Annotated in this window: 9 protein-coding genes; 2 read left to right on the top strand and 7 right to left on the bottom strand. The window is 71.0% G+C overall.

Features of this window, described 5'->3' with window-relative positions:
* Positions 1-17 precede the first annotated feature (17 nt).
* Positions 18-608 (bottom strand): TetR/AcrR family transcriptional regulator, encoded by a 591-nt coding sequence (locus tag ACZ67Q_RS30425; RefSeq protein ID WP_471188663.1) that lies wholly within the window; start codon positions 606-608, stop codon positions 18-20.
* Positions 609-705: 97 nt separating this feature from the next.
* Here ACZ67Q_RS30425 and ACZ67Q_RS30420 point away from each other — a divergent pair, with 97 nt between their 5' ends.
* Positions 706-2,229, top strand: coding sequence for an MFS transporter (locus ACZ67Q_RS30420; RefSeq protein WP_471188660.1), 1,524 nt, complete (start codon positions 706-708; stop codon positions 2,227-2,229).
* 77 nt (positions 2,230-2,306) lie between these two features.
* Here the strand turns inward: ACZ67Q_RS30420 and serA are convergent, their stop codons facing one another.
* From serA to ACZ67Q_RS30390, 6 genes are all read right to left on the bottom strand, one after another.
* Complete coding sequence (gene serA, locus ACZ67Q_RS30415) at positions 2,307-3,896, bottom strand: phosphoglycerate dehydrogenase (RefSeq protein ID WP_471188658.1); 1,590 nt, start codon at positions 3,894-3,896, stop codon at positions 2,307-2,309.
* A gap of 261 nt (positions 3,897-4,157) precedes the next feature.
* Positions 4,158-5,156 (bottom strand): ketol-acid reductoisomerase, encoded by a 999-nt coding sequence (gene ilvC / locus ACZ67Q_RS30410; RefSeq protein ID WP_471188656.1) that lies wholly within the window; start codon positions 5,154-5,156, stop codon positions 4,158-4,160.
* A 118-nt stretch (positions 5,157-5,274) separates the two neighbouring features.
* Positions 5,275-5,799, bottom strand: a complete 525-nt coding sequence (gene ilvN, locus ACZ67Q_RS30405) for an acetolactate synthase small subunit (protein WP_361627826.1) — start codon at positions 5,797-5,799, stop codon at positions 5,275-5,277.
* Positions 5,800-5,820: 21 nt separating this feature from the next.
* On the bottom strand, positions 5,821-7,680 hold the full coding sequence (locus ACZ67Q_RS30400; protein WP_471188653.1) for an acetolactate synthase large subunit: 1,860 nt from the start codon (positions 7,678-7,680) through the stop codon (positions 5,821-5,823).
* 213 nt (positions 7,681-7,893) lie between these two features.
* Positions 7,894-11,010, bottom strand: a complete 3,117-nt coding sequence (locus ACZ67Q_RS30395; protein ID WP_471188650.1) for a putative bifunctional diguanylate cyclase/phosphodiesterase — start codon at positions 11,008-11,010, stop codon at positions 7,894-7,896.
* Between the two features lie 524 nt (positions 11,011-11,534).
* Entirely contained in the window at positions 11,535-12,500 is a 966-nt protein-coding gene (locus ACZ67Q_RS30390; protein WP_471188648.1) for a 2-hydroxyacid dehydrogenase, read from the bottom strand.
* A 76-nt stretch (positions 12,501-12,576) separates the two neighbouring features.
* Here ACZ67Q_RS30390 and ACZ67Q_RS30385 point away from each other — a divergent pair, with 76 nt between their 5' ends.
* The gene (locus ACZ67Q_RS30385) at positions 12,577-13,581 is read left to right on the top strand and encodes an aldo/keto reductase (RefSeq protein WP_471188646.1); all 1,005 of its coding nucleotides are present in this window, start codon (positions 12,577-12,579) and stop codon (positions 13,579-13,581) included.
* Positions 13,582-13,812 lie beyond the last annotated feature (231 nt).

Below are 13,812 nucleotides of genomic sequence, written 5' to 3'. Positions count from 1 at the left end.
GCGGGCTTCCCTCGGTGTCAGTTCGGCGCAGCACCCCTGATGACCCGGCGCAAACCCTCGGTGAGCTGGTCCGCGTCAGTCGCCGAGTCCGGGTCGAAGAGCCACTGGACCATCAGGCCGTTGAGCAGGGTCTGGTAGAAGCGGCCCTCGGTGTCGACCGACGCCTCGTCCAGCTCGCTCTCGGGGACGCCGTTGAACATCGCCAGGATGCCCTTGCGGCCCTCCACCTGGGCCTCGGCCAGCAGCTTGCGCACCTCGGGCAGCCGGTCGCCCTGGAAGAGCAGCTCGAAGCTGAGCAGCCAGATCGCCCGCGACTCGGGCACGGCCCGGATGATGGCCGCCCACATCTCCTGGAACCGCTCCAGCGATCCGGGCGGGGCGGCCGTCCCCGCGTCCGCGCCCCGGCCGGGGTCGAAGGTCTCGCCGACGCCCTCGATCAGCTCGACGTACGCCTGCACGAGCAGGGCGTCCTTCGAGCCGTAGTGGTAGCCGATCGAGGCCAGGTTGGTCCCCGACTCCTTGACGATGTCGCGCGCCGTCGTGCGCAGGAAGCCCTTCTGGAGCAGGCAGCGCTTGGCGCCCTCGAGCAGATCCTCACGGTGTCCCATGGCGGGCAGCCTACCGCCGATCCATACAGACGTCCTATACGACTGACTTACACAAGCGTTCTAGACAACCGTTTAATACGTGCGTACAGTCACTGCCATGACGAACCCGAAGAGCACCACCCCGCTCCCGGCCGCCCGAGCCGGACGCCGTGAATGGACCGCCCTCGGCGTGCTGATGCTTCCGCTGCTGCTGGTCTCGATGGATGTCTCGGTGCTGTACTTCGCGATCCCCGCGATCAGCGCCGATCTGGCGCCGAGCGGCACCCAGCAGCTGTGGATCTTCGACATCTACGCGTTCGTGCTGGCCGGCCTGCTGATGACGATGGGCTCGCTGGGCGACCGCATCGGACGCCGCCGGCTGCTGCTGATCGGCGCGGCCGCGTTCGGCGCCGCCTCACTGGTCGCCGCGTACGCGGACAGCGCCGAGACCCTGATCGCGGCCCGCGCCGTCCTCGGCATCGGCGGGGCCACCCTGATGCCGTCCACCATGGCGATCGTCCGCACGATGTTCACCGACCCCGCGCAGCGCGCGAAGGCGATCGGGATGTGGTCCGGCGTGATGACGGGCGGCATCGCGCTCGGCTCGGTGCTCAGCGGCGTCCTCGTCCAGTACTTCTGGTGGGGCTCGGTCTTCCTGGTCAACCTGCCCGCGATGGCACTGCTGCTGGTCCTCGGGCCCGTCCTGCTGCCCGAGTCGAAGAACCCCCGGCCCGGCCGCTTCGACTGGGTGTCCGTGCCGCTGTCCATGGCCGCCGTGCTGCCCGTGATCTACGGCCTGAAGGAGATCCCGTCCGAGGGCTGGCACGCGGAGTACGTCGTCTCGATCACCGTCGGCCTGTTCTTCGCCGCGCTCTTCGTCCACCGCCAGCGCACGGCCGTGTCACCGATGATCTCGCCGGAGCTGTTCCGCGGACGGGGGTTCGCGCCGGCCGTCGTCCTCAACCTGGTCTCGTCCTTCGGGATGATGGGCTCGGCCTTCTTCACCACGCAGTACCTGCAGTCGGTGCTCGGCAAGAGCGCGATGGAGGCGGCCCTGTGGGCGCTGCTGCCGTCGGTGCCGATCGGCATGGCGGCGCCGCTGGCCACCTCGCTGGTGCAGAAGGGCGTCGAGCGGGCCTATGTCGTCACCGCGGGCTTCCTGATCGGCGCCGCCGGATACGGGATGCTGGCCCTCGCCGGCACCGACTCGATGTGGCTGGTCCTGGCCGCGTGCGGGGTGCTGGCCTCCGGGATCGTCATGGTGATCTCCCAGATGACCGATCTCGCACTGGGCACCGCCCCGGCCGAGCGGGCGGGCTCCGCCTCCTCCCTGCTGGAGACGGGCGCCGAGTTCGGTGGTGCGCTGGGAATGGCGGTGCTCGGCTCCATCGGAACGGCCCTCTACCGTCACGGCATCCCGGCCTCGGCACCGGACGCGGCCCGCGAGACCCTGGGCGGCGCGCTGGCCGTCGCCGGGAAGGTGCCGGGACTGGCCGCGGTGGCACGGGAGGCGTTCACCAGCGGGATGCAGGGCGCGGCGATCGCGGGTGCGGTACTGCTCGCGGGGGCGGGCGTGGCCGCGGCCGTCACCCTGCGGGGCGTACGGGTGCGGGAGCAGGCGGAGGTCGAGATCGCCGCCTGACGACGCACGAACGCCGGGTGGGGCTGAGGTTCTCCTCAGCCCCACCCGGCGTTGCGGCAGGGGTCGGACCAGGTGGATCAGACCAGGTTCACCGAGCGGGCCGAGGTGGCACCGATCTCCTCGGCGACCTCGGCCAGCACACCCGCCGGCACGGTGTCGTCGACGGTGAGGACGGCGAGCGCCTCGCCGCCGACCGCCGCACGGGCGACCTGCATGCCGGCGATGTTGATGCCCGCCTCGCCGAGGATGCGGCCGACGGTGCCGACGACACCGGGACGGTCCTCGTACTTCAGCACGACCATGTGCTCGGCGAGCGCCAGGTCCACGTCGTAGTCGCCGACCGCGACGATCTTCTGGACGTGCTTGGGGCCGGCCAGCGTGCCGGAGACCGACACCTCCTCGCCGGTGCCGAGCGTGCCGCGCACGGTGACGACGTTGCGGTGGTCGGCCGACTCCGAGCTGGTGGTCAGGCGGACCTCGACGCCGCGCTCCTGCGCGAACAGCGGGGCGTTGACGTAGGAGACCGTCTCGTCGACGACGTCCTCGAAGACACCCTTGAGCGCGGACAGCTCGAGCACCTTCACGTCGTGCTGGGTGATCTCGCCGTACACCTCGACGTCGAGGCGGACCGCGACCTCGCCCGCGAGCGCCGTGAAGATGCGGCCGAGGCGCTCGGCGAGCGGCAGACCGGGCTTGACGTCCTCGGCGATGACACCGCCCTGGACGTTCACCGCGTCCGGGACCAGCTCACCGGCGAGCGCGAGGCGGACGGACTTGGCGACCGCGATGCCCGCCTTCTCCTGGGCCTCGTCGGTCGACGCGCCGAGGTGCGGGGTGCACACGACCTGGTCGAACTCGAACAGCGGGGAGTCCGTGCAGGGCTCCTTGGCGTACACGTCGAGACCGGCACCGGCGACCCGGCCCTCCTTGAGGGCGGAGTACAGGGCCTGCTCGTCGACGATGCCACCGCGCGCGGCGTTGATGATCCGCACGCTCGGCTTGACCTTGCGCAGGGCCTCGTCGCCGATCAGGCCGAGCGTCTCGGGGGTCTTCGGCAGGTGGACGGTGATGAAGTCGGAGACCTCGAGCAGCTCGTCCAGGGAGAGGACCTTCACGCCCATCTGCGCGGCGCGCGCCGGCTGCACGTAGGGGTCGTAGGCGACGACCTTCATACCGAAGCCGGACATGCGCTGGGCCACCAGCGCGCCGATGCGGCCGAGGCCGACGACACCGAGGGTCTTCTCGGCCAGCTCCACGCCCGTGTACTTGCTCCGCTTCCACTCGCCGTTCTTCAGCGCGGCGTTGGCCTGCGGGATGTGACGGGCGGTCGCGACGATCAGACCGCAGGCCAGCTCGGCGGCGGTCACGATGTTGGAGGTGGGGGCGTTGACGACCATCACGCCGGCCTTGGTGGCGGCGGAGACGTCGACGTTGTCCAGGCCGACGCCCGCGCGGGCGACGACCTTGAGCTTGCGCGCGGCGGCGATGGCCTCGGCGTCGACCTTGGTGGCCGAGCGGATCAGGATCGCGTCCACCTCGGCGATGGCCGGCAGCAGTTCGGCGCGGTCCGCGCCGTTGCAGTGCCGGATCTCGAAGTCCGGACCGAGGGCGTCGACGGTGGCGGGCGACAGCTCTTCAGCGATGAGTACGACGGGTTTCGAGCTCACGTGAGTCCTCACATGTGCGATGCGGACGGCCGTCCCGACGGCCGCAGGCGGTGGAGGGGGGCTACCGCGGAAGACGCACGACGCTGTGGGCCTGACGCGTGTTGTGCAGCAGTCTAGTGGCGTGGCGGGGGCCGTAATACGCCTCCGCGGAAGGATCACCCATCCGTGGCTGGACGGGGTGGACAACGCCGTACCACCGACGTTACCCGAGGTTCGCCGAAGGGGCCGAAGCGGTCTCGCTCCGGCCCCTTCGCCCGAGGCTTACGCCTCCTCGTTCACCCAGCTCATCAGCTTGCGCAGCTGCTTGCCGGTGGTCTCCAGCAGGTGCTCGGCGTCCTGCTGCTTGTACTCGTTGTACTTCTTCAGACCGCCGTGGTACTCGTCCATCCAGGTCCGGGCGAAGGTGCCGTCCTGGATCTCGGCGAGGACCTGCTTCATCTCGGCCTTGGTGGCGTCGGTGATGATGCGCGGGCCGGTGACGTAGTCGCCCCACTCGGCGGTCTCGGAGACGGACCAGCGCATCTTCTCCAGGCCGCCCTCGTACATGAGGTCCACGATCAGCTTCAGCTCGTGCAGGCACTCGAAGTAGGCGATCTCGGGCTGGTAGCCCGCCTCGACCAGGGTCTCGAAGCCGGCCTTCACCAGGGCGGAGGCGCCGCCGCAGAGGACGGCCTGCTCACCGAACAGGTCGGTCTCGGTCTCCTCGGTGAAGGTCGTCTTGATGACACCGGCGCGGGTGCCGCCGATGGCCTTGGCGTACGACAGGGCCAGCGCGAAGGCGTTGCCGGTGGCGTCCTGCTCGACGGCGGCGATCGCGGGGACGCCGCGGCCCTCCTCGTACTGGCGGCGGACCAGGTGGCCCGGGCCCTTCGGGGCGACCAGGGCGACGTCCACGCCGGCCGGGGGCTTGATGAAGCCGAAGCGGATGTTGAAGCCGTGGGCGAAGAACAGCGCCTTGCCGTCCGACAGGTGGGGAGCGATGGACTCCTCGTAGACCTGGGCCTGGATCGGGTCCGGGATCAGGATCATGATGACGTCGGCCTCGGCGGCGGCCTCGGCCGGAGTCACCACGCGCAGGCCCTGCTCCTCGGCCTTGGCCTTGGACTTGGAGCCCTCGTGCAGACCGACACGCACGTCGACACCCGAGTCACGCAGCGACAGCGCGTGGGCGTGGCCCTGGCTGCCGTAACCGATGACCGCGACCTTGCGGCCCTGGATGATGGACAGGTCGGCGTCGGCGTCGTAGAACAGCTCGGCCACTTTGGGTTCTCTCCTTGTGTACGGGTGTTGCGTCCCACCGTATGACGGCGGGGGGAGGGGAAGTTTCGGGGTCTCGGTATACGGGCGGCCGGTGTCACCCGACCGCCCGAATCCGGCCTTACGCCGACCGGTCCAGGGCGCGCAGCGACCGGTCCGTGATCGAACGGGCGCCGCGGCCGATGGCGATCGTGCCGGACTGCACGAGTTCCTTGATGCCGTACGGCTCGAGCATCTTCAGCATCGCGGACAGCTTGTCGCTGGAGCCGGTCGCCTCGATCGTGACGGCGTCCGGGGAGACGTCGACGGTCTTGGCGCGGAAGAGCTGGACGATCTCGACGATCTGGGAGCGCGTCTCGTTGTCGGCGCGCACCTTCACCAGGACGAGTTCGCGCTGCACGGCCTGCGACGGCTCCAGCTCGACGATCTTGAGCACGTTGACCAGCTTGTTGAGCTGCTTGGTCACCTGCTCCAGCGGCAGCTCCTCGACACCGACCACGATCGTGATGCGGGAGATGTCGGGGTGCTCGGTGACGCCGACCGCGAGCGAGTCGATGTTGAAGCCGCGCCGGGAGAACAGGGCGGCGATGCGGGCGAGGATGCCCGGCGTGTTCTCCACCAGGACGGAGAGCGTGTGCTTGGACATGGTTTCTGCTCTTCCTTGCCGTCAGTCGTCTTCGTTGTCGCCGAAGTCGGGGCGGACGTCCCGGGCGGCCATGATCTCGTCGTTGGAGGTGCCGGCGGCGACCATCGGCCAGACCATGGCGTCCTGGTGGACGATGAAGTCGATGACGACCGGGCGGTCGTTGATGGAGTTCGCCTCTTCGATGACCTTGTCGAGGTCGGCGGGGTCCTCGCAGCGGATCGCGTGGCAGCCCATGGCCTCCGACAGCTTGACGAAGTCGGGGACGCGGGTGCCCTGGGCGGGCGCCTTGCCGTCGTGCTCCGGGCCGGAGTGCAGGACGGTGTTGGAGTAGCGCTGGTTGTAGAACAGCGTCTGCCACTGGCGGACCATGCCGAGGGCGCCGTTGTTGATGATGGCGACCTTGATCGGGATGCCGTTCAGGGCGCAGGTGGTCAGCTCCTGATTGGTCATCTGGAAGCAGCCGTCGCCGTCGATCGCCCACACCGTCTGGTCGGGTGCGCCGGCCTTGGCGCCCATGGCCGCCGGGACGGCGTAGCCCATGGTTCCGGCGCCGCCGGAGTTCAGCCAGGTCGCCGGCTTCTCGTACTTGACGAAGTGCGCGGCCCACATCTGGTGCTGGCCGACGCCCGCGGCGAAGATCGTGCCCTCGGGGGCGAGCTGGCCGATGCGCTCGATGACCTGCTGCGGGGACAGCGAGCCGTCCTCGGGCTGGTCGTAGCCGAGCGGGTAGGTGTCGCGCCAGCGGCTGAGGTCCTTCCACCATGCGCTGTAGTCGCCCTGGTTGCCCTCGCTGTGCTCCTTCTGCACGGCCTGGATCAGGTCGGCGATGACCTCGCGGGCGTCGCCCACGATCGGCACGTCCGCGGCACGGTTCTTGCCGATCTCGGCCGGGTCGATGTCGGCGTGGACGATCTTCGCGTACGGCGCGAAGCTGTCCAGCTTGCCGGTGACACGGTCGTCGAAGCGGGCTCCGAGGGCGACGATCAGGTCGGCCTTCTGCAGCGCGGTGACGGCGGTGACCGCACCGTGCATGCCCGGCATTCCCACGTGCAGCGGGTGGCTGTCGGGGAACGCGCCGAGCGCCATCAGGGTGGTGGTGACGGGCGCTCCGGTCAGTTCGGCGAGGACCTTCAGCTCGGCGGTGGCCTTGGCCTTCAGGACGCCGCCGCCGACGTAGAGGACGGGGCGCTTCGCGGCGGTGATGAGCTTCGCGGCCTCGCGGATCTGCTTGGCGTGCGGCTTGGTCACCGGGCGGTAGCCGGGCAGGTCCATGGTGGGCGGCCAGGTGAAGGTGGTCTTCGCCTGGAGGGCGTCCTTGGAGATGTCGACCAGGACCGGGCCCGGGCGGCCGGTGGAGGCGATGTGGAACGCCTGCGCGATGACCCGCGGGATGTCCTCGGCCTTGGTGACGAGGAAGTTGTGCTTGGTGATCGGCATGGTGATGCCGACGATGTCCGCCTCCTGGAAGGCGTCCGTGCCGATCGAGGTGGACGCGACCTGGCCGGTGATCGCGACCATCGGCACGGAGTCCATGTGCGCGTCGGCGATCGGCGTGACCAGGTTGGTGGCGCCGGGGCCCGAGGTGGCCATGCAGACGCCGACCTTGCCGGTGGCCTGCGCGTAGCCGGTGGCAGCGTGGCCGGCGCCCTGCTCGTGGCGGACCAGGACGTGGCGCACCCGGGTGGAGTCCATCAGCGGGTCGTAGGCGGGAAGGATCGCACCGCCCGGAATGCCGAATACCGTGTCCGCGCCGACCTCCTCGAGGGAGCGGATGAGGGACTGCGCACCCGTGACGTGCTCGACGGGCGAAGGCTGCTGTCCTCCGGAACGGGGCCGCGGCTGCGGATGATGGGCCCCGGTGGCCTGCTCGGTCATCGGCATTCTCTTCTCGATGCTGAGGGTTTTTGCGAAGTTTGGGCGGTGTGCGTTTGCTGCCTGTGCAACAAAAAACCCCTCGTGCCGTAAGGCAAGCGAGGGGAGCGCGCCGGGTGGGGGTCGCTGAGCGATCAGGGCTCAGCGTCAGCCGACGCGCTGTCCAAGTACGAGAATTCGGGTGCGCATGGCACTGACCCTCCCCCCGGCACGCACCCGGTGTCAAGTGGGTGGGACGGGAGTCTCATCATGTGAGCGCAAAGCCGTCCCGCCTCCCAGAACGGCCGGAACACCTGCGCGAAATCCGCCCGCGAACGCCGGCTCCGCGGGTCCGCGCGGCACCGGGCAGTGGCCGGAAGTGAGCGCTCTGCGCAGCCGGTACTCGTCCAGCGGGCCGGCGAAGGCCATGCCCTGGCCGTGGGTGCAGCCCATCGCGCGCAGGGCGACGACCTGTTCGGGCAGGTCCACCCCCTCCGCGACGGACTGCAGCCCGAGGTCGGCGGCGATCCGCAACAACCCGCCGGTGATCTTGTGCAGACGGGCGGACTCCACGATCCCCTCCACCAGGCCGCGGTCCAGCTTCAGCACGTCGACGGGCAGGCGCCTGAGCGCCGTGATGGCCGCGTAGCCGCTGCCGAAGCCGTCCAGGGCGATGCGTACGCCGAGCCGCTTGAGGGCCGCCAGACGCCGCTCCAGCTCCTCCAGCGGCACTCGGGGGTCCAGGTCGGCCAGTTCGATCACCAGGGCCCCCGAGGGCAGCCCGTGCCGGGTCAGCAGGGCCTCGATCGAACCCAGCGGCATCGACCGGTCCAGCAGCCGCCGCGCCGAGACCCGTACGGCCACCGGCACGGCGCGGCCGGAACCGGTGCGCTCGGCCGCCTGCTCGACGGCCTCCTGGAGCATCCAGCGGCCCAGCTCGGCGGTCTTGTCGCTGTCCTCCGCGACCCGCAGGAACTCGGCGGGCGTGAACAGCACGCCCTGCGAGGAACGCCAGCGCGCCTGCGCGGACACCGCCGTGATCCGGCCGTCCTCCAGCCGCACCACCGGCTGGTGCAGCAGACAGAACTCGCCGTCGTGCAGCGCCGCCCTGAGCCGGCCGGCCAGCTCCGCCTTGCGCACGACGTCCTGCTGCATCTGGGGCCGGTACAGCTCGACGCGGCCCTTGCCGCCCGCCTTGGCGCGGTACATCGCGAGATCGGCGTTGCGCAGCAGCTCACCGGCGCCGAGGCCCGGCTCGGCGAAGGCGACGCCGATGGAGGCGGCGACCCGGACGTCGCTGCCGTCGATCTCGTACGGCTGCGAGAGCGTGAGCCTGAGGCGGTCGGCGAGCTCCAGGATGTGGCGCTCCCGCTCGGTTCGGTCGCGGGTGTTGTCGCCGGCGATCAGCGCCGCGAACTCGTCGCCGCCGAGCCGGGACGCGGTGTCACCCTGCCGGACCGCGTCCTGCAGTCTTCGGGCGGCCTGCACGAGCAGTTCGTCGCCGGCCTGGTGGCCGATGGTGTCGTTGACGGCCTTGAAGCCGTCGAGGTCGATGAAGAGCACCGCGGTGTTGCGCAGCGCGAGCCCGCGGTCGCTGGCCCGGCGGCCGGACAGCGCCTGCTGCACGCGCCGGGTGAACAGCGATCGGTTGGGCAGGTCGGTGAGCGGGTCGTGCTCGGCGTTGTGCTGGAGCTGTGCCTGCAGGCGCACGCGCTCCGTGACGTCCCGGCTGTTGAAGATCAGGCCGCCCTGGTGGCGGTTGACGGTCGACTCGACGTTGAGCCAGCCGCCGTCACCGGAGCGGAAGCGGCACTCGATGCGGGTGGTGGGTTCTTCCTGCGGGTTGGCGGCGAGGAAACGGCGCACCTCGTGCACCACGCACCCCAGGTCCTCGGGATGGATCAGGCCGGCCAGTTCCGTGCCCACCAGGTCCTCGGCCGGGCAGCCGTAGACGCCGGCGGCGGCCGGGGAGACGTACCGGAGGATGCCGCTGGGCGCGGCGATCATGATGACGTCGCTGGAGCCCTGCACCAGGGAGCGGAAGTGGTTCTCCTTCTGCGCCAGCTCCTGGGTGAGGGTGATGTTGTCCAGCAGCATGATGCCCTGGCGGACCACGAGCGCGAGCACGACCGTGCCGCCGGTCAGCAGCACCACGCGCGAGACGCTGTGGCCGTTGAGGACGTTGTAGAGGATCCCCAGCGTGCAGACCGCGGCCGCGAGGTACGGCGTGAGGGCGGCGAGGGAGCCGGTGATGGGCCGGGTGGCCATGTACCGGCCGTGGTCGCCGGCCGGGGCGGCCCCGTGCGCGGGCGGCGGGCTCGCGGGAGCCGGGGCCGTTGCCGCGAGGGCGGGCGCATAGGTCTCGGGCACCGGATGGTGGCCGCCGCGCTGCCCGCCGGGGTGGTGCTCTGCGGGGTGCTCGGCGCGTGGGCTTCCGGGGTGCTCGCCGCGCCGGCTGCCGGGCAGGTGCTCGTGGACCACGCGGGTGTGCCCGTGGGCGGCCTTCCCTCGCGGGTGCCGGGGCGCGGCCCAGGGAGCGTAGGCGAGCAGCAGTGAGCCGGCGAACCAGCCCGCGTCGAGCAGTTGCCCCGAGCGGTAGTTGTTGTGCAGCAGCGGCGACGTGAACAGCGCGTCGCACATCACCGTCAGGGCGAGCGCGCCGATCGCCGTGTTGACGGCCGTGCGGTTCACCGCCGACCGCCGGAAGTGCAGCACGAGCACCATGCTGACCAGCGCGATGTCCAGCAGCGGGTACGCCAGCGACAGGGCCGCGTGGGTGACGCTGGGGCCGTCGAACTTCGCCGCCTGGGCGAGCGCGAGGCTCCAGGCCAGGGTGAGCAGCGAGCCGGCGATCAGCCAGGCGTCCAGCGCCAGGCACACCCAACCGGCCTTCGACACCGGCCGCTTGGCCAGCACCAGCAGACCGACGATGGCGGGCGGCGCGAAGCACAGGAAGAACAGGTCGGCGATGGAGGGGCTGGGCACGGGCCGGTCCAGCACGACCTCGTACCAGCCCCACACGCCGTTGCCGAGGGCGGCCATGGCCGAGGAGAAGGCGAACAGCATCCAGGCGGGCCGGAAGCGGACCCGGCGGATGCGGGCGTAGAAGAAGCAGGAGACCGACGCCGCACCCGCCGCGACGGCGAGCCCGAAGTCGCCCATGATCAGAGCGAGTTCCCGCGAGCCCCAGTCGAACGAGGAGCAGACGGCGTACGCCGCGCAGACGAGGGCCAGGAGCAGCTGGTGGACGAAGTTGCGCGCGCCGTCACCGGCGGGCGGGCGTGACAGCGGCGCGGGTACGGGCGGCGGCGTGCGCAGCGCGCCGTCCAGGGTGGTCACGGAGGGCGGGGGCGAGCTCACCGTGGCCTCCCGGTCCGCGCCGTTCCCGGGTCCCGGGGGTCCCGGTGCGGTGGGTGGGCGTTCCTCCTGCGGGCGCCGGGCCTGCGGGAGTGCGGGGCGTGCCGGCTGTGGTGACTGCGGTGGCTGCGCCGGCTGCCGCCGTGGTGCGGATGGCCGCCGTGGTGCTGGCCGTTGTGGCCGGTATGGCCGGTTCGGCTCTTGTGCGTGGTGTGGTCGGCGTGGTGACCCCCTGTGCGTGCCGCCGTGCGCCAGGGTCGTCGTCGGCGGTCCGACAGCGTCGGGTCATCGGTCCAAAGGCCGTACATCGCCCGTCGCCCCCCTCACAACTCTGAGATGTCCATCCCCGGCGCCGAACGGCGCGCGGCGCAGCCCCTGTCCGGACGATACACCAGTCTCGTCACTCAGGGACATAGTTCCTCTACGCTCCGTGACGACCAGTGGGAACATGGGAACGGCCCGCGTTCGGGAGACTGCGGAGGGTACCCGAACCGGAGCCGGTGGGGCTTGTGTGGCTCCGGGGCCGGTTACGCGCCGCCGTCCTCCCCCGTCGTAAGGATCACGTTGCGCAGCGGCTCGCGGTTCACGAAACGGGTCAACTGGTCGACGAGCAGCCGCTTCGCGCGGGGCATGAAGGCGGACGTGGGGCCTCCGACATGCGGGCTGATGAGCACGCCGGGCGCACGCCACAGGGGGTGGTCGCGCGGCAGCGGCTCGGGGTCGGTGACGTCCAGGGCCGCGGTGATACGCCCGCTCTCCAGTTCGGCGAGCAGCGCCTTGGTGTCGACGACGGGGCCGCGCGCGACGTTGACGAGCAGGGCGCCGTCCTTCATCCGGGCCAGGAACTCGGCGTCGGCGAGGTGCCGGGTGGCGTCGGTGAGCGGGGTGGACAGCACGACGACGTCCGCCTCGGGCAGCAGGGCGGGCAGATCGGTGAGCGGGTGCACAGGGCCGCGCTCCGTCGTGCGCGCGGAGCGTGCGACGCGCACGACCCGCGCGAGCTCGAACGGCACGAGCCGGTCCTCGATCGCGGCGCCGATCGAGCCGTAGCCGACGATGAGGACGGTCTTGTCGGCGAGTGCGGGGCGGAAGCCGCCGAGCCACTCGCCTCGTTCCTGCGCCCGCACGAAGTCGGGGATGCCGCGCAGGGAGGACAGGATGAGGGTGAGGGTCAGTTCGGCGGTGCTCGCCTCGTGCACGCCGCGGGCGTTGCACAGCCGGACGCCGGGGCGGAGGTGGGGCAGGCCGGGCTGGACGTGGTCGATGCCGGCGGACAGCGTCTGGACGACCTGGACACCGCGCATCTCGGGCAGCGGGCGTACGCCGACACCGCTCGGCTTCATGTACGGCACGACGTAGAAGGCGCAGTCGGCCGGGTCGGCGGGGAACTCCGGCTCGCCGTTCCAGAAACGGTAGGCCGGGCCCTCCGGAAGGCCCTCGATCTCGTCGGGCGGGATGGGCAGCCACACGTCGGCGGTCACGTCAGCAGTCATGAGTGGAGGCTATGTCAGGTGTCCGCAGGCGCAGAGGTTAGGTTGGGGACGCCAGGAGAGGGAGGGTCACGCACAGGTGGAGCGCAGGACGATCGGCGCGGCGGCACTCTCCGTGGGGGCCGTCGGACTCGGATGCATGCCGATGAGCTGGGCGTACAGCGGGTCGCGGCAGCGGGGCGAGGAGTCGGTCAGGGCGGTTCACCGGGCGCTCGATCTGGGCTCGACGCTGCTGGACACCGCGGACATGTACGGGCCGTTCACGAACGAGTTGCTGCTCGGGCGGGTGCTGAAGGAGCGGCGGGCGGACGCGTTCGTGTCGACGAAGGTCGGGCTGCTCGTGGGTGATCAGCACATCGTGGCGAACGGGCGGCCGGGGTATGTGAAGCGGGCGTGCGACGCGTCGCTGCGGCGGCTGCAGACCGATGTCATCGATCTCTACCAGCTTCACCGTGCCGACCCCGAGGTGCCCGTCGAGGAGACGTGGGGCGCGATGGCGGAACTGGTGCAGGCCGGGAAGGTGCGGGCGCTGGGGCTGTGCGCGGTGGGGGTGCGCGGTGGGCGGCGGGGCGGTGGCCGGCGCGGTCTGTACGAGGGGACGCTGCGGCAGTTGGAGCGGGTGCAGCAGGTGTTTCCGGTGAGCGCGGTCGAGGCGGAGCTGTCGGTGTGGTCGCCGGAGGCGGTGCGGACGCTGCTGCCGTGGTGTGAGGCGCGCGGGGTGGGTTTCCTGGCGGCGATGCCGCTGGGGAACGGGTTCCTCACGGGCACGTTGACGCCGGGCGAGGGGTTCGAGCCGGACGACATGCGGGCGCGGCATCCGCGGTTCACGGCGGAGATGATGGCGGCGAACCAGCCGATCGTCGCAGGGCTGCGGAGGGTCGCGCGGCGGCACGGGGAGTCTGTGACGCCGGCGCAGGTGGCGCTGGCGTGGGTGCTGGCGCAGGGGCGGCATGTGGTGCCGGTGCCGGGGGCCAAGCGGGAGCGGTGGGTTTCCGAGAACGCGGGGGCGGTGGGGGTGGGGTTGAGTTCTGCGGACCTTTTGGAGCTGGGGGGGTTGCCGGGGGCTCGGGGGTCTTGGGACTGAGGGTGGCTGCGGGGGTGTCTTCTGCGGGTGCGTGTGCCTGCGGCGCCTGGTTGTGTTTCGGCTGCGGGTGCGTGTGCCTGCGGCGCCTGGTTGTGTTTCGGCTGCGGGTGCGTGTGCCTGCGGCGCCTGGTTGTTCTTCGGCTGCGGGTGCGTGTGCCTGCGGCGCCTGGTTGTTCTTCGGCTGCGGGTGCGTGTGCCTGCGGCGCCTGGTTGTTCTTCGGCTGCGGGTGC

This window comes from Streptomyces sp. NPDC036813 (assembly GCF_055609245.1).
This window is presented reverse-complemented; position numbering and strand designations above follow the sequence as displayed.